The organism is Microbacterium lacus, assembly GCF_039531105.1.
Taxonomy (GTDB): Bacteria; Actinomycetota; Actinomycetes; order Actinomycetales; family Microbacteriaceae; genus Microbacterium; species Microbacterium lacus.
The window spans coordinates 620,251-635,883 of the sequence record NZ_BAAAPK010000001.1 but is presented as its reverse complement, the minus strand read 5'-3'; the positions used below and the strand labels follow the sequence as shown (position 1 = coordinate 635,883).

General features: G+C 70.4%; 14 protein-coding genes. 8 read left to right on the top strand and 6 right to left on the bottom strand.

The genetic code is table 11. The annotated features are described in order from the left end of the window. The 5 genes from ABD197_RS03055 (at position 1) to ABD197_RS03035 (ending at position 5,857) form a co-directional block, all read left to right on the top strand. Positions 1–1,482: an NAD-dependent succinate-semialdehyde dehydrogenase gene (locus ABD197_RS03055; RefSeq protein WP_344051469.1), complete on the top strand. Its 1,482-nt coding sequence runs from the start codon at positions 1–3 to the stop codon at positions 1,480–1,482. Beyond that, positions 1,482–2,729 (top strand): iron-containing alcohol dehydrogenase, encoded by a 1,248-nt coding sequence (locus ABD197_RS03050; RefSeq protein WP_344051468.1) that lies wholly within the window; start codon positions 1,482–1,484, stop codon positions 2,727–2,729. Before ABD197_RS03055 ends, ABD197_RS03050 begins: the two co-directional genes overlap by 1 nt. Further along, a complete protein-coding gene (locus ABD197_RS03045; protein ID WP_344051466.1) occupies positions 2,726–3,706 on the top strand; it encodes a 3-hydroxyacyl-CoA dehydrogenase in 981 nt (326 codons plus the stop codon). The genes ABD197_RS03050 and ABD197_RS03045 overlap by 4 nt, the downstream gene beginning before the upstream one ends. A 184-nt stretch (positions 3,707–3,890) precedes the next feature. Next, the gene (locus tag ABD197_RS03040; RefSeq protein ID WP_344051464.1) at positions 3,891–5,618 is read left to right on the top strand and encodes a sigma-54-dependent Fis family transcriptional regulator; all 1,728 of its coding nucleotides are present in this window, start codon (positions 3,891–3,893) and stop codon (positions 5,616–5,618) included. Continuing rightward, complete coding sequence (locus tag ABD197_RS03035) at positions 5,615–5,857, top strand: glutaredoxin family protein (RefSeq protein WP_344051462.1); 243 nt, start codon at positions 5,615–5,617, stop codon at positions 5,855–5,857. The genes ABD197_RS03040 and ABD197_RS03035 overlap by 4 nt, the downstream gene beginning before the upstream one ends. 7 nt (positions 5,858–5,864) lie before the next feature. Here ABD197_RS03035 and ABD197_RS03030 read toward each other — a convergent pair whose 3' ends face one another. Genes ABD197_RS03030 through ABD197_RS03015 form a run of 4 tightly spaced genes read right to left on the bottom strand, consistent with a single transcriptional unit; the run spans position 5,865 to position 10,865 of the window. Continuing rightward, on the bottom strand, positions 5,865–6,998 hold the full coding sequence (locus ABD197_RS03030) for a GDSL-type esterase/lipase family protein (protein WP_344051460.1): 1,134 nt from the start codon (positions 6,996–6,998) through the stop codon (positions 5,865–5,867). Next, complete coding sequence (locus ABD197_RS03025) at positions 6,995–8,578, bottom strand: GMC oxidoreductase (protein WP_344051458.1); 1,584 nt, start codon at positions 8,576–8,578, stop codon at positions 6,995–6,997. The genes ABD197_RS03030 and ABD197_RS03025 overlap by 4 nt, the downstream gene beginning before the upstream one ends. An 18-nt stretch (positions 8,579–8,596) precedes the next feature. Beyond that, positions 8,597–9,520, bottom strand: a complete 924-nt coding sequence (locus ABD197_RS03020) for a sugar phosphate isomerase/epimerase family protein (RefSeq protein WP_344051455.1) — start codon at positions 9,518–9,520, stop codon at positions 8,597–8,599. A 37-nt stretch (positions 9,521–9,557) separates the two neighbouring features. Next, positions 9,558–10,865, bottom strand: coding sequence for an MFS transporter (locus ABD197_RS03015; RefSeq protein WP_344051453.1), 1,308 nt, complete (start codon positions 10,863–10,865; stop codon positions 9,558–9,560). Positions 10,866–11,001: 136 nt separating this feature from the next. Here ABD197_RS03015 and ABD197_RS03010 point away from each other — a divergent pair, with 136 nt between their 5' ends. Then, a complete protein-coding gene (locus ABD197_RS03010) occupies positions 11,002–11,598 on the top strand; it encodes a TetR/AcrR family transcriptional regulator (protein ID WP_344051451.1) in 597 nt (198 codons plus the stop codon). A 9-nt stretch (positions 11,599–11,607) separates the two neighbouring features. Here ABD197_RS03010 and ABD197_RS03005 read toward each other — a convergent pair whose 3' ends face one another. Then, positions 11,608–12,279: a response regulator gene (locus ABD197_RS03005; RefSeq protein ID WP_344051449.1), complete on the bottom strand. Its 672-nt coding sequence runs from the start codon at positions 12,277–12,279 to the stop codon at positions 11,608–11,610. Continuing rightward, positions 12,276–13,469 (bottom strand): sensor histidine kinase, encoded by a 1,194-nt coding sequence (locus tag ABD197_RS03000; RefSeq protein ID WP_344051447.1) that lies wholly within the window; start codon positions 13,467–13,469, stop codon positions 12,276–12,278. The genes ABD197_RS03005 and ABD197_RS03000 overlap by 4 nt, the downstream gene beginning before the upstream one ends. Before the next feature lie 162 nt (positions 13,470–13,631). Here ABD197_RS03000 and ABD197_RS02995 point away from each other — a divergent pair, with 162 nt between their 5' ends. Further along, entirely contained in the window at positions 13,632–14,330 is a 699-nt protein-coding gene (locus tag ABD197_RS02995) for an ABC transporter ATP-binding protein (RefSeq protein WP_344051445.1), read from the top strand. After that, positions 14,327–15,631, top strand: a complete 1,305-nt coding sequence (locus ABD197_RS02990) for an ABC transporter permease (protein WP_344051443.1) — start codon at positions 14,327–14,329, stop codon at positions 15,629–15,631. Before ABD197_RS02995 ends, ABD197_RS02990 begins: the two co-directional genes overlap by 4 nt. Positions 15,632–15,633: the final 2 nt, after the last annotated feature.

Sequence of the window (15,633 nt, the reverse complement as noted above, 5' to 3'; positions counted from 1 at the left end):
ATGTCCACGACCATCACCGCGCATCCGGCTCTGCACACCGTCCCCACCGGCCTGTACATCGACGGGCGGTGGCGGGACACCGCGTCGGGCATCGATGTCGTCAACCCCGCCGATGGCCGCGTGATCGCGCGTGTCGCCGACGCCGGTCCCGCCGAGTCCCTGGAAGCACTCGACGCCGCGGTGGCCGCGGCTTCCGCGTGGCGAGCCTGGGCGCCACGCCGCCGCGCCGACCTCTTCCACGAGGCACATCGGCTTCTCATCGAGCGCGGGGAGCAGTTCGCCGCCGTGATGACGTTGGAGAGCGGCAAGCCGATCGCGGAAGCGCGCGCGGAGTTCGGCCTGTCGGCGGGGTTCTTCCTGTGGTTCACCGAGCAGATCGCCCACCTGCACGGTTCGTACCAGCACGGCTCGCCCGGTGGCTACCGCGTGATCGAAACCCACCAGCCGGTCGGCCCGAGCTTCCTGGTGACGCCGTGGAACTTCCCGATGCTGATGTCGGCCCGCAAGGCGGGCGCGGCCCTCGCTGCCGGCTGCACCGTCGTGATGAAGTCCGCACGCGAGACCCCGCTCACCGCGGCGCTCTTCATCAAGACGCTCGAGGATGCCGGCTTCCCGCCCGGCGCGGTCAACCTCGTGCACACCAGCACCTCCGGCGAGGTCTCTGCCGCTCTGATGGCGGACGCGCGCCTGCGCAAGGTGAGCTTCACCGGGTCCACCGGAGTCGGCAGCGTCCTGATGCGTCAGGCGTCCGACCACATCATCAATCCCTCCCTCGAGCTCGGCGGCGACGGGCCGTTCATCGTCCTCGACGATGCCGACATCGATCTGGCGGTCGACCAGGCGATCATCTGCAAGTTCCGCAACGCCGGCCAAGCGTGCGTCGCGGCGAACCGGATCATCCTGCACCGCGCGATCGCTGAGGAGTTCACGGAGAAGTTCGTCGCGAAGGCGCGGACGCTCACGGTGGGCGACGGCTTCGCGGAGGGCACCGACGTCGGTCCCATCATCTCGGCCCGACAGCGTGACCGGGTCGTCGAGCTCGTGGCCGAGTTCCGCGACGCGGGCGCCGAGGTGCTGCTCGGCGGCGGCGCAATCGAGGGCGAGGGCTTCTTCTACGAGCCGACGGTGCTGCGCTTCACCGATCGCGGCAACCCGCTCTGCAACCAGGAGCTGTTCGCGCCCGTCGCGGCGCTCTACACGGTCGACTCGGTCCCCGAGGCGATCGCGTTCGCGAACGACACCGCCTATGGACTGTCGGGATACCTCTTCACCGCCGACCTGTCGCGCGCTGTGGCGATCGCCGAGCAGCTCGAGACCGGAATGGTCGGGGTCAACCGAGGCATCATGGCCGACCCGGCCGCACCGTTCGGCGGAGTGAAGGCGTCCGGCATCGGCCGCGAAGGCGGACAGCACGGCATCCACGAGTTCCTCGAACCGAAGTACATCGCGCTCACGATCGACGAGACGGCGGCGCAGCGGTGATGGTCAGCACGATCGACAACCTGATCGGCCTCGGACTCCTGCGCCAGCCCCGCACCGTTCTGTTCGGGCCCGGCCAGCGGACGATGCTGCCGAGGATCGTCGCACCCCTCGGCTCACACGTGCTCATCTGCACCGATGAGCGCATGGCCACGACCGCGGAGTATCGCGCGCTTCAGTCTTCGCTGGAGGCGGCGGGCATCGACGTCCACCTGTTCGACCGCGTGCAACCCGACCTCCCGCGGGGTGACATCATGACCCTGCAGGCCGACTTGGCGGGTCACCGCATCGATGTGGTGATCGGCCTGGGTGGGGGCAGCTGCCTGGACATGGCCAAGGTCGCCTCCCTCGTGCTCGCGCACGGAGGCGACGTGCGCGACTACTTCGGTGAGAACCTCGTGCCCGGACCGGTGCTGCCGATCATCACGGTGCCGACCACCGCGGGAACCGGCGCGGAGGTGAGTTGCATCGGCGTGGTGTACGACGAGGAGCGCGGCGTGAAGGTCGGTGTCGCGAGCGCTCACCTCGAGCCGTCCGTGGCGATCGTCGACCCCGAACTCACGCTGAGCTGCCCCCCGGGGCTCACCGCGGCGACGGCGGCCGATGCGCTCAGCCACCTCGTGGAGAGCTTCACCGATCGTGCGAAGAACCCCTCCCCCGAGGATCTGGATGCGCATCTCTATGTCGGCAAGAACGTGCTGACCGACATCTACTGCCGTGCCGGCATCCGACTTCTGGCCGGCGCGATCGAACGTGTCGTCGACGATCCGTCCGACCTCGGTGCCCGCAGCGACATGATGCTCGGAGCGTTCTGCGGGGGAATGGCGCTCAACACGGCGGGCACCTCGATCGCGCACGCGATCCAGTCCCCGATCGGAGGCCTCACGCACACCTCACACGGTATGGGCGTCGGCGCGCTCCTGCCCTACGTCACCCGCTACAACCTCCCCGTGCGCGTCGAGGTCTTCGCCGAGCTCGCCGAGGACCTGGGCGTCTACGACCCCGTCGCCGGCGCACTGGAGAACGCGAAGGCCGCGATCACGCGGCTCGACGGACTGCTCGACGCCCTCGGTGTACCGCGCGACCTCAAAGCCCTCGGGCTGTCGGCCGAGCAGATCGACGACGTCGCCGAGAGGTCGCTGCTGTCCACACGCCTGATCGCGAACAACGCCCGCCCGCTCACGAAGTTCGACGCCGTGCAGATCCTCGAGCGCGCCTACGAAGGCGACCGGGGCTGGTGGAGCCTGTGAGCACGACCCCGACCGCCACGATCGTGGGGGCGGGCTCGATCGGCGTCGCCTTCGCGGTGCAGTTCGCGCGCTCGGGCTTCCATGTGCGGATGTGGGACGCACTCCCCGAGGCGCTGCCGCGCGCCGCGCGGGACCGCGCCGACCGGGTCCGTCTTCTCCACGAGCACGGCCTGATCGACGAACCGGTCGAGGTGGTCCTCGCGCGGATCAGCGACCACGAGATCCTCTACGACGCGCTGCGGGATGCCGATCTCGTGCAGGAGTGCGCCCCCGAGCAGCTCCCGATCAAGCGCGATCTGTTCCGCATGATCGGCTCGTACAGCCCCGCGCACGCGGTGCTCGCGAGCTCGAGCTCGGCGATCCCGGCGAGCGCGTTCGCCGACGTGACGCCCGCCCGTGACCGGGTCCTGATCGGCCATCCCGGCAATCCGCCATACCTGATCCCCGTGATCGAACTCGTCGGCGGCCGGGCGACGAGCGAGGCGACCATGCAGACCGCCGATCAGCTGTACCGCCGGGCCGGGCTCCGTCCGGTGCGCGTCCGAAGCGAGATCGAGGGCTTCATCTTCAATCGTCTGCAGGGCGCGGTGCTGCGGGAGGCCTACTGCCTCGTGCGGGATGGCGTGGCGTCCGCCGACGATGTCGACGAGGTCATGCGCAGCGGACTCGGCCGCCGATGGGCGTTCATCGGACCCTTCGAGACCGTCGATCTGAACACCCGGGGCGGCATCGCCTCGCACGCCCTGAAGATGGGGCCCGCGTACGAGCGGATGGGCGCCGAACGCGGTCAGCACGATCCGTGGACGGAGGAGCTCGTCGCGACCGTCGCCGCACAGCGACGCGACCTGCTGCCGCTCGGACAGTGGGAGGACAGGGTGCGGTGGCGCGACGAGATGCTCATGGAGATCAGCCGGGTGCTGCAGGCGGAGTCGGGTTCCCCGTCGCGCCCTGTCGATGCGCACAGGACGGCATCGTGAGCCCGGCGCACGACGAGTCCGCCGGGACGGGTCGGCGCTTCGCTTCCAGCCGGAGGGAGCGACGCTTGCCGGTGCCCGCAGGCGGGGTTAGGCTCGGGCTCTTCCCGCGAATTCCGCAGACCCGACCTGCGCGCAGATCGCATCACCCTCGCTCGGGGCTTACGTCCCGCATCCGGAGTCGTCGATGACCACGGAATTCGATCCGAAACTGACCGAGAGCCTGAAAGAGCGCGTGCTCGGCGAAGCACCCGGTGCTGCCGATCCGCAGGCCGAGATCATCTCGTCGTGGCGGCGCTCGCAGGCGGCGCTCGGGGATCCAGGACGCATCCGCGACGTGCCGCACGTGCCCGACACGCTCCTGGACGAGCACCTGCTGGACATGTTCGGCGCGCCGATGAACCGGTTCGCCCAGGACCTGGAAGGCACCGGCCTCGCCGTCCTCCTGGCGGACTCGCGTGGTCAGATCCTGCACCGCTGGACGGAGGACCGACAGGCCCGCTCACACCTGGATCGGGTCGGCACCACCCGCGGTGCGGTCCTGGCCGAGAACGTCGTCGGCACGAACGGCGTCGGGTCGGTCGCCGCGACCGCGCGCCCCATGCAGATCCGGGGCACGGAGCACTACGCCGAGATCTACCGTGACGCCGTGTGCACGGGCGCACCGGTGTTCCATCCGATCACCGGCACGCTGCTCGCGGTCGTGACCCTGTCCTGCGACCTCACCCCGCGTACGGACCTCCTCAAGCCGCTCGTGAAGTCGATGACGACCCAGCTCGAGCAGCACGTGCTCTCTGTCGAGCACCCCGACGCGCGCCGCATGTTCCACGTCTTCCTCGAGCAGTCCCGTCGTCACGCGCTTCCCGTCGTCGCCTTCGGACCGCAGGGGGTCATGATCCAGAGTCCGCAGGCCAACGCGCTCACACCGAGCGACGTCGCGATCCTGCGCTCGATCGGAGACGAGACCGGCACGGCGGGCCGCTATGTGGTGGAGCTCTCCGGCGGCACCCGCGAAGTCGACATCACTTCCGTCGGCAACGACAACAACGTCGTCGTCGTGGGCGACCGCATCCGCTCGTCGACGTCTCACGCCGCACCCCCGCCGTCGCCGAAGCTCGAAGGTCGCTCAGCCGAGTGGCTCTCGGCGAGGTCGGAGTTCGAGAAGCTGCGCGCGGCGCGCACGCCGGTGATCGTCGCCGGCGAGGTCGGCGTAGGGAAGACGACGCTCGCCCTGGGCGTGCCGTACCGGACGGCATCCATCCCCTCCGACCGCACGCTCGTGGACGCCGCCGAGCGGCACATCCTGGGCACCCGCGAATGGCTCATGCAACTGCGCGAGACGGCGACCGTGCCGCACGACCTGGTGATCCGCGGCGTCGAGACTCTGGACGGACCGGCGCTGGACGGCATGCGTGCGGTGCTGGAGGCGCGCGGCGCGACGGGCCCGACAACGCTCACGATGACGACGACCGACCGCTCGTCCGTCGAGTCGATGGAGCTCCAGTTCGGAGCGCAGATGGTGTGGCTGGCGCCTCTCCGCGAGCGCGCCGGCGACATCCCCGACCTCTGGCGGGCCCTGCGCGCCGCGGTCGCGCCGGGCGTGCGCCTGGACGTCGATGAGGCGGCGAGCCGGCTGATCGAGACGTATCACTGGCCCGGAAACGTGAAGGAGCTCCGACAGCTCGTCTCGCAGCTCGCCTCCGTCACCCGGACCGGACCCGTGACACCGCGCGATCTGCCGCCGGCGATGCACGCCGAGCGCAGCCTCACCCTCATCGAGAGGGTCGAGCTCGAGGCGATCCGCAAGGCCCTGCACGAGGCGAACGGCAACCGCTCCAAGGCCGCGGACATCCTCGGCCTGTCGCGGGCGACGGTGTACCGCAAGATGAAGGCCTATCGATTGGGAGACGGATGAGACAGGCGATCCAGGTCTACGGCAAGCCCGAGTGCACGGACACCGCGCGATCGCGGGCACTGCTGGATGCACGCGGCGTCGAGTACGCGTACTTCGACGTGCTGACCGACCCCGCCGCCCGGGACAGAGCCGAAGCTGCGAGCGGCTCGACGAGGGCCCCGATCATCGCCTTCTCGGACGGTCGCGTCCTCATCGAACCGAGCGACGAGAAGCTCGACGCAGCGCTGACGGGACTCTGACCGGCGTTCAGGGCCGGCGCGCGGCGACGCCGATGATCGCGCGCGCCTCCTGAGCCATGCGCTCCAGACCCTCCACGCTCGGATGCAGGTGGTCGCCGCTGTCGAAGTCGGGAGCGAGCCGGGACGGTTCGTGCAGGCTGCGGAGAACGGCGTCCATATCGATAACCTCGCCTGCGACACCGGAACGGATCCAGTCGTTGACAGCGAGACGAGTGCCCTCTCGCTCAGCGTCGTAGCCGACGGCGTCCCGACAGGGGGTGATCGTCGCGAGGAAGACACCGAGACCCGCCGCCCGTGCGCGTGCGGCGAGCACGTCGAGGGCCGCGACAAGCTCGGTCGCCGTGGGCAGCTCGGACTCCGGCGCGTGCTGCCCGGGGTGACCGAGATCGTTGGTGCCGAGCGCGATCACGACGTGCGTCGCCCCGGAGGTGCCGAGGACGTCCGCATCAAAGCGCGACACCCCCGCCGGCCCGAAGAACCCGCCGAGAGGTCCTGCCCCGTCGAAGCGGAGGCGGTTCCCCGGGATGCCGCGGTTGACCAGCACCGCCCCGTCCGGACGCAGCAGAGCGGATGCCCGCTCGGGCCAGCCCGCGGCGGTGATCGAGTCGCCGAAGCAGACGACGACCGGCGGGAGCTCGACGGCACGCACCTCGACGGCCGACAGCAGCGGCGTCGGCGCGGGCAGCGCCGAGCCGTCGGGGAGCGCGAGGAGAGGACGCGGCTCGGGCTCGAGATCCAGGGAGCCGACGTGATCGCCGGGAGGCGACGGCCACCACTCCGACACCGACAGGTTGGCATCGGTGAGCACGATCGTCCCCGGGAGGTGCAGGTCGATGTCGAGCGGGGTGCCCGCGGCGACGGTGATCGACGCGGCGTCCGACCGGACGTCGGCGCCGGGTGCCAGGGTCACGCCGGTCGCGCCGTCGAAGCGGAGCGGCACGACGGTCCCACCCGAGATGACGGCGGCGCGGCCGATGACCACCGGCGCAGCCGAGAACCGGCTGCTCAGAACGATGCGGACGGCGTCGCCTGCGAGGCCCGGGGTCACCCGGATCCGGATCGTCCGCCCCGTCACCGAGATGCCGGCGCCCGTGATGTCGGTGACCGCCTGCGCCCAGCCGGCGCCCCATGCCTGGCTCACGACGACCGCCCTCCCGCCGACGCCTCCGCGCGTCGGGCCTCGTCATTCTCCTCCGCCAGACGGTCCGCGATGCGCCGCGCCGCCCGCCACGCGAGAGCGACGATCGTGAGCGTCGGGTTGGTCGCGGTGGCCGTCGGGATGACCCCATTGCCTCCGACGTAGAGCCCGTCGACGCCCCACACCGCGAGATCGGGGTCGCACACGGATCCGCCGTCATCCACCTGACCCATCCGGACGGTGCCGTGATAGTGCAGCGACGACCCCCCGGCGGCGAGCTCGGGCTCGCCGAGCGGGGTGCCGAGACGGTCGGCCACGGCGCTCGACGTCGCCCGCATGCGCTCGACCGTTCGACGGTCCGTGTCGGTGAGCCGGTAGCGGATCCGCATCCTCGGCATCCCGAAGAAGTCGGTCTCCGTGTCGCTGAACTCCACCGCATCCGCCGCCTGGACGTCCTTCGCGCCGTAGCAGGCGAGGACCGCGAGGCGGGAGGCGGCGTCGCCGCTCAGCGAGTCCCCCTCGCCGAGGGCGATCTTGAACGCCGAGTTCGCGAGGGTCATGACCCCGAGCTGGAACGGGCGCTCGTCCGAGAACGGCGTGACGACGCTCGTGACGTTCCTCGGCTCCGGCGGGAACTGCGCCGGATCGAACTCGTCCGCGAGCTGCACGAACGTCCCCACCTGGAAGTGCTCGTTGAGGTGGCGACCGAGCGCGGGCGGACGGATGCCGGAGGCGAACAGCACCTGCGGGGTCCGCAGTCCGTCGGCGCAGACGACGACCACCCGCGCACCCACCTCGTACTCGTCGCCGGTCGCGCGGTCTTCCAGGATCGCTCCCGTCGCCGCGCCGTCGGTCGCGAGGACCCGCTTGGCGAGCGTCTGGGCGCGCAGCTCGAACCCCGGCACCTCGTCTTCGAGCGCCCCGAGGATGCGGCCCGTCCCGGCGAAGCGCAGCGTGCCGCCCTCCCACCGGGTCGAGGTCGGCATGAAGCAGGTCGGCGCGAGCCCCGGCCCGTCGAGCAGTTCGGCCACGGCGGCGCGGACGGCTTCCGGCAGCCCGGTGCCCTGGTTGCCGTGGACGGTCGTGCCGAGGAGTTCCTCGGCGCGGTCCAGCGCCGCATCCATCTCGTCATCGGGGATGAACGGGATCCGCTCGGAGCCTCGGGGCCTCGGGCTCGACGTGCCCCAGTGGATGCCCATGCCCCCGACGCCGGTGGCCATGCTCGCGGCCGGAAGCCCGACCTCGCCCTCCTCCAGCTCGGGACGCGGATCGACGAAGTGCAGGCCCGGGAGGATCGTCTGCCGGAACTCCAGGCTCGGGTCGATCCCGGGTGCGATGTCGGCGAGCGCGGCGGCCCGCTCGATCCCGGCATCCGGACCCTGCGTGAGCAGCTGAGCCGCCGCGCGCTCCTCATCGGTCATGTTCTGGCTGTGATCGCCGCGGACTCCGGGGATGCGCGGCCCCGCCTCCACCATGAGGATGCGGGTGTCGGGGAGCGCCTCGCCGATCGTGCGGGCATAGGTGGCGCCGGACGGCCCGGAGCCGATGATGAGCACGTCCACGTGCTCGGCGGTGGTCGACATGTGCGGTGTCCTTTCCTGTCAGACGGCGAATGCCGCGGTGCGCTCGACGACGCGACCGGTGTTGACCCACGGGTCGCCGCCCGCCCCCTCGTATTCGACGGTGAGCGGACCGGTGTAGCCGTGCGCGGCGAGGATGCCGAGTGCGCGGTCGAGGTCGACGGGTCCGACGGCGCCGTCGGGGCCGACGACGTGGATCTTCACGTGTACGAGCTCCGCCCGGTGGGCGAGCGCGTCGATGCCCTCGTAGAGGCTCGTGAGGTCGAGGTCGGCGAACGGGTCGGCCGGGGCGCTTCCGGGAGGCGCGAACATCGTTGCCATGAGCGGTCCCATCAGGGCGTCGAAGTTGCCGAGGTCGAGCAGGAGGCCGAGTCGCTCGCGCCCGACGGCGTCCAGGAGCGCCAGCATCCAGGCGGGGTCGCTCGAGGGCCCGCCGTGGTTCTCCACCAGCAGGCGGATGCCGCGCGACGAGGCGTGCTCTCCCAGTTTGCGCAGAGCGGCGACGAGGTGGGCGGGGGGCACGTCGCCGTGCGAGGCGCTGAAGGGCGAGCCGGGGTTCACCCGTACGAAGCGGAATCCGGCGTCGGCGAACCGATCGATCCACCGCGTCAGCTCGGCGATGTCGGACGCGCGGCGCCCGGCATCCTGGCCGAGAAGGTCGCCGACGTCGACCGCGGCGTTCAGGAGCTCCAGCCCGGCAGCCCTGGCGTTGGCGGCGAACCTGTCGATCTCGGGGTCGTCGATGCCGGAGAACTGGAAGGCCACCGTCTCGACCGCGGAGACGCCGAGGTCGGCGGCCGCGCGGGTCGGAACGTCGGCGATCCGCATGACGTCGGGGAAGTCCTGTCGGAAGACCTGGTCGTTGCCTTCGGCGTCGATGTAGGCGAGAGCGATCGGACCGAGCTGCTCACGGAGGCTGTAGGAGGAGACGGAGATGGTGTTCATCGAAGTGGTTCCTTGCGTGAGGGAGATGACGACGGATTCAGGCGGCGGATGCCGAGGTGCGGGTGATCGCGGCGAATCGGGGATCGCCCTCGCGGCCGATCTCGGGGATGCGGAGCACCGCGAGCGCGCCGATCAGCGCGGCGATCCCGAGGACCACGTAGAGCAGGGCGTAGCCGCCGAGGGCGAGGAACACCGGAGCGACGAACGGCACGATCGACTGCGGGAGCAGACCCGCCATGTTGATGACGCCGAGGTCCTTGCCCGCGTTCTCCTTGTTGGGCAGCACACGCACGCAGAGGGCGAGGTCGACCGACCCGACGAGGCCGATGGCGATGCCGAGCAGCGCGGACGCCGCGTAGACGAACCACATGTCGGTCGCGATCGCCATGAGCGCGAGCGCGATCGCCGCCGCGACGCCTGCGCCCGCGGCGAACGGCTTCTGCCGCTGCACCCGGTCGGAGAGCGGGCCCGCGATGACGGCGGTGAGGGCGAGCGCGACCACGTTCAGGAGCGTGAGAACGAGCACGGATGCCGGCACCTCCTCGGGCGAGACGTCGAACCGGTCCATGAGGAAAAACGCGTTGTAGGTGGAGCTCGCGACGGCGGCGAAGACCAGGAAGCGGACGAGCCACGCCCACCCGAACGCGGGGTGCTTCCACGGGTTGAGCCAGAACGACTTCAGCAGCTCGACGACGCCGAGACTGGCCTCCCCTTCGGGGCGCGGATGCTGCCGATCGCGGAGCATCAGCACCGACACGACGGCGAGACCGGTCGCGGCGACCGCGGTGACGATCCACTGCAGGAAGGGGTCGCTCACCGCGCTGACCGCCGCGACGCCCACGAGCGGTCCGACCGCGGCGGAGAGTCCGAGGAGGCCGGATGCGGTGCCCCGCCGGCGCTCGGGCACCTGGTCGGCCATGAGAGCGCTGGTCGCGGCGAGCTGGAAGTTGAACAGCGCCTGCGTGCCGCACCAGAGAAGCGCCATCTGCCACACCTCGGTAGTGAACGCCATCCCGAGGACGGTCGCGGAGCCCGCGATCGCGCCGGTCAGGATCCACGTCCGGCGACGGCCGAACCGCGCAGCGGTGCGATCGCTGATGCGGCCGCCGAGCGGGCTGGCGATCAGGGCGGCGAGCGCACCGAAGCCGGTGATGATGCCGAAAGCTGCCGCCGCACCGGGCCCGGCGATGCGGGTCAGGTGCAGGGTCATGAGCACCTGGAGCGGCGTCAGGAGGCCGATGAAGGCGCTGACGTTGGAGGCGAACATCGCGGGCAGCAGGCGCCCGACGGGCGTGATGCCCGCGTCGGGGGCCTGAACGGCGACGGCGGCGTCGGGAACGGACATGGACACTCCTTCGTGCGATCGACTTGTCTGGAAGTCCAGTCCAAGTGGTAGTGACTACTATTTATAAGGCCACGAGATCCGGATGTCAACACTTTTCGGAAGTGACTTCCATTCGGTAGTCGATTAGAATCGCCGCATGGGACTGCGGGAGACAAAGGCGGCGCGCAGCCGCGCTCGGATGGTGGACGCCGCGATCGAGCTCTTCGAGCGCGATGGCTACGACGCGACCACCATGGAGCAGATCGCCGAGCGCGCCGAGGTCGGCACGACGACGCTGTATCGCTACTTCCCCAGCAAGGACCTGCTCCTGCTCGATCGACTCACGACGGCGATCGAGATCGCCCCGCACCTGCGAGACCGTCCCGCCGACGAGCCGCTGGAGCACTCCCTCGCGCACGTGCTCCTGGAGATCGCCGACACCGTCGACGATCCGGAGGGCCGCATCCCCGAGCTCCGGCGGATCATCGACGCGTCCGCCGCCCCGCGCGCCAAGCTGTGGGACTACTACCGCACGGCCCGGGAGGAGTTGGAGGGCGTCCTGGCGGACCGCCTCGGCGAAGACGCCGCCTCGCTGACCGTGCGCGTAACCGCGGGGATGACCCTGGAGCTCCTCCAGCTCATTGACGAGATCAGCCGCGCGGGCGACTACTCCCGCTCACACGGCGAGATCACGCGCGACGTGCTCGGCGACCTCAGCGACGCACGGATCGTGCTCCCCTCGGTTCCTGTGTAGCCGGAGCGTTCACGCGTCACCGGGCACCAGGAGCCCGCTCTCATAGGCGAGGATCACCAGCTGCGCACGATCGTGCGCCTCGACCTTCGCCATCACGCGGTTCACGTGCGTCTTCGCCGTGTGCGGGGAGATGTGCAGGCTCTCGGCGATCTCGTGGTTCGACAGACCGCGGGCGACGAGCAGAAGCACTTCCCGCTCCCTGTCCGTCAGGTCGCGCAACTGCGCCGGCACCTCGACAGGCGCTCCGCCCGTCCGCGGCAGGACGCAGCGCGTGATGAGACTCCGCGTCGCCGCAGCGGAAAGCAGCGCGTCGCCCGCGGCGATCGCCTGGACGGCGTGCACGATCGCCTCCGGTTCCGCGCCTTTGCCGATGAATCCGCTCGCGCCGGCCCGGAGCGCGGCGACGATGTACTCGTCCTCTTCGAACGTGGTCAGGATGAGGACCCGCGTCTCCGCGAGATCGGCGTCGGAGCAGATGGCCGCGGTCGCCTCGATGCCGTCCATGCGCGGCATCCGGATGTCCATCACGACGACATCGGGACGGAGTCGGGATGCCGCCGCCACGGCCTCGAGTCCGTCCGGCGCCTCTCCCACCACGTCCACATCGGGTGCCGTGCCGAGGATCTGGACCACGGCCCGTCGGATCAGCACCTGGTCATCGACCACGAGCACCCGGATCATCGCGCTCCCTCCGTCGAGAGCGGGAGTGTCGCCGACACCCGCCATCCGCCCGGGACCGACCCCGCTTCGACCGACCCGCGCAACGCCGACACCCGCTCGCGGACGCCGATGAGCCCGAGCCCGGACCCCGGCGGCGCCTCGGCGGCACCCGCATCCGCGCCCGTCGGGTTCGTCACGACGACGTGCAGCGCCTCGTCCACGCTCACCAGGACGTGCGCGCGGCCCTCGACGCCGTGCTTGTGGGCGTTGGTGAGCGCCTCCTGCACCACGCGGTACGCGGTGAGGCCACTCGTCGCACTCACCGTGGCCAGGTCGCCCTCCGTCCGCAGGGTCACCGCGAGCCCGGCATCCGCGAACGCCTCGACGAGGTCGGCGATGCTGTCGATACCCGGCTGCGGCGCGTCCGGCGAGCCGGGTGCCGCCTCATCCGTCCGCAGCACCTCCAGCAGGGTGCCGATCTCGCCCAGCACCGTGTGCGCGGCCGAGCGGATCGTGCGGACCGCATCCTCGGCCGCCTCCGGCCGTGCAGGAAGCGCGGATGCCGCCACACCGGCGTTCAGACTGATGACCGCGATCTGGTGCGCCACCACGTCGTGGAGGTCGCGGGCGATCCTGAGTCGCTCTTCGCTCACGCGGCGCCGCGCTTCGGACTCGCGCGTCTGCTCGGCGCGCTCCGCGCGTTCGGTGATCGCCGAGATGTACGCGCGCGCCGATCGCTCGGCATCCGCGGCGGCGGCGGCGAACGCGATCGTGATCGCGATCGCGAAGATCCGGGTCCCGAGCATCACGACGAGCGAGCTGGTCACCGAGATGAGCACCACGACGCCGATCGTGACCAGGGTCACCACGACGGTCCGCCGCCTGCTCGACCGGGTGGCGACGGCGAACACCGCGATCGCGACCGCCAGCACGATGCCCGGCCAGACGTCAGCGGCGAAAGCGGCGACGCCGTACAGGACCACGCACGCAGCGAGCGCAGCCACGGGGAAGCGGCGTCGCCAGGGCAGCACGAGCGCCGGGGCGACCACGAGCGCGTAGCCCGCCGGATCGGTCGGATGGAACTGCGCCTCGGGGAACGGGATGAACGCGGTGCCGATCACGACGATCGCCGCCACGACGTCCCCGACCCACGCCGGCAGCTTCGGCGGCAGGCCGGCGGCGGTCCGGGCGGACGGCGATGCGGACCTCATCGCTCCAGTGTGCCGGTCCCGGACGCGTCGCGGATCCTCCCGGTGCGGCATCCGCCGTACCGCATCCGCGGTACGGAAGTGCATCCGAACGGGCGATGCGCCGGCCACGCCGGCACGGCGATGCTGGAGACCGCACCCACCCGCAGCGAAACGAGGAGAGAGATGACGACGCCGATCATCTCGGTCAGGGACATCCACAAGTCCTACGGCCGAGGCCAGAACCGCTTCGATGCACTGAAGGGGGTGAGCTTCGACATCGCCGAGGGCGAGAGCATCGCGATCGTCGGCAAGAGCGGATCGGGAAAGTCGACGCTCATGCACGTGCTCGCCCTGCTGGACGCGCCCACGGCCGGCACGGTCGAGCTGGAGGGCGCGGACACATCGCGCCTGCGCGGCAAGGCGCTGAATCGGACCCGCAACAAGACGTTCGGGTTCGTGTTCCAGCAGTTCTTCCTCACCGGGAACACGTCGGTGCTGGAGAACGTGATCCTGCCACTGAAGATCGCCGGCGTCGGACGCGCCGAACGTCGACGCCGCGGCCTGGCCGCCCTCGCGCAACTCGAACTGGATGACAAGGCCAAGAACAAGGCCGTCAATCTGTCCGGGGGGCAGAAGCAGCGCACGGTGATCGCCCGGGCGCTGGTGAACAACCCGCGGATCATCTTCGCGGACGAGCCCACCGGCAACCTCGACAGCGCGACGGGCGCCGTGGTGGAGGACATCCTGTTCAGCCTCAACCGCGAGCACGGCATCACGCTCATCGTCGTGACGCACGACGAAGACCTCGCGAGCCGCTGCGATCGCCGACTGTTCATCCGCGACGGCCTGCTCGTCGAGGACTCGGCGGGGGTGGCGGCGTGAAGACCCTCGACCTGATCGGCACCGCCGTCGCGAACACCTTCCGCTCGAAGACGCGGACCATCCTCACGATCCTCGCGATCTTCGTCGGCGCGTTCACCCTGACACTGACCAGCGGCCTCGGTACCGGCATCAACGCCTACATCGACGACACCGTCACGGCGATCGGCGCGTCCGATGCGATGACCGTCACGAAGACCTCGGACGGGCCGACCGGCGTCGCGGCCGACGGACCCGTCGAGTACGATCCGGACGCCGTCGCGAGCGGTCAGCCCGGCCCTCCGGGATCCACCGTGATCGCCCTCCGACCCGATGATCTGGACACCCTCGCCGGGATCGACGGCGTCCTCGACGTGCAGCCCACCCGGACGATCAGCCTGGACTACATCCAGGCCGGTGACGGGACGAAGTACGTGATCGGCGTCGGCGCCCTCATCGCGGGGCAGACGATCGAGCTCGCCGCCGGTGCCGAGCCGGACGACGCGTCGAGCGAGCTCCAGCTCGTGCTGCCGATCGACTTCGTCGAGCCCATGGGACTCGGAAACGCCGACGAGGCGATCGGCGAGACCGTGGAGCTCACCCTCACCGACGCCGAGCGCACCGCGCACACGTTCGACGCCACCGTCGTCGGGGTCGCGGACGACGCGTTGGTCACCCCCGCCGGAGCGAGCATCGTTCCCAACCAGGCGCTCAGCGATGCGCTCTTCGACGCGCAGAACATCGGCGTTCCCGCCGATCAGCTCGACCGCTACGCCCAGGCGACCATCCGTTTCGACCCACAGGCGACCGATGACGACATCGCCGCGCTCAAGGATCGGCTCGCCGCGGAGGGCTTCACCGGGTCGACGGTCGCCGATCAGCTGGGCGCGTTCCGCACGGTGATCGACGGAATCGTCCTCGTGCTCAACGCCTTCGCGGTGATCGCCCTGCTCGCCGCGAGCTTCGGCATCGTCAACACCCTGCTGATGTCCGTGCAGGAGCGGACGCGTGAGATCGGTCTCATGAAGGCCATGGGCATGGGGAATGGCCGGGTGTTCTCCCTGTTCAGCTTCGAAGCGGCCTTCATCGGGCTCCTCGGCAGTGCGATCGGAGTGGCGGTGGCGATCGTCGCCGGCGTGGGCATCAGCTCGGCACTGTCGGGCACGCTCCTGGCAGATCTTCCGGGGCTCACGCTCATCGCGTTCGATCCGCTCTCGATCGCGGTGATCATCGTCATCGTGATGGGCATCGCGTTCCTCGCCGGAACCCTGCCCGCCGCGCGTGCGGCGCGTGCCGACCCGGTGGAATCACTCAGGTACGAATGAGG

Bases quoted from the DNA above. Each gene is read 5' to 3' on its own strand.
- ABD197_RS03055 (WP_344051469.1), top strand. From the start codon at position 1: ATGTCCACGACCATCACCGCGCATCCGGCTCTGCACACCGTCCCCACC.
- ABD197_RS03050 (WP_344051468.1), top strand. From the start codon at position 1,482: ATGGTCAGCACGATCGACAACCTGATCGGCCTCGGACTCCTGCGCCAG.
- ABD197_RS03040 (WP_344051464.1), top strand. From the start codon at position 3,891: ATGACCACGGAATTCGATCCGAAACTGACCGAGAGCCTGAAAGAGCGC.
- ABD197_RS03035 (WP_344051462.1), top strand. From the start codon at position 5,615: ATGAGACAGGCGATCCAGGTCTACGGCAAGCCCGAGTGCACGGACACC.
- ABD197_RS03025 (WP_344051458.1), bottom strand. From the start codon at position 8,578: ATGTCGACCACCGCCGAGCACGTGGACGTGCTCATCATCGGCTCCGGG.
- ABD197_RS03020 (WP_344051455.1), bottom strand. From the start codon at position 9,520: ATGAACACCATCTCCGTCTCCTCCTACAGCCTCCGTGAGCAGCTCGGT.
- ABD197_RS03015 (WP_344051453.1), bottom strand. From the start codon at position 10,865: ATGTCCGTTCCCGACGCCGCCGTCGCCGTTCAGGCCCCCGACGCGGGC.
- ABD197_RS03010 (WP_344051451.1), top strand. From the start codon at position 11,002: ATGGGACTGCGGGAGACAAAGGCGGCGCGCAGCCGCGCTCGGATGGTG.
- ABD197_RS03005 (WP_344051449.1), bottom strand. From the start codon at position 12,279: ATGATCCGGGTGCTCGTGGTCGATGACCAGGTGCTGATCCGACGGGCC.
- ABD197_RS03000 (WP_344051447.1), bottom strand. From the start codon at position 13,469: ATGAGGTCCGCATCGCCGTCCGCCCGGACCGCCGCCGGCCTGCCGCCG.
- ABD197_RS02995 (WP_344051445.1), top strand. From the start codon at position 13,632: ATGACGACGCCGATCATCTCGGTCAGGGACATCCACAAGTCCTACGGC.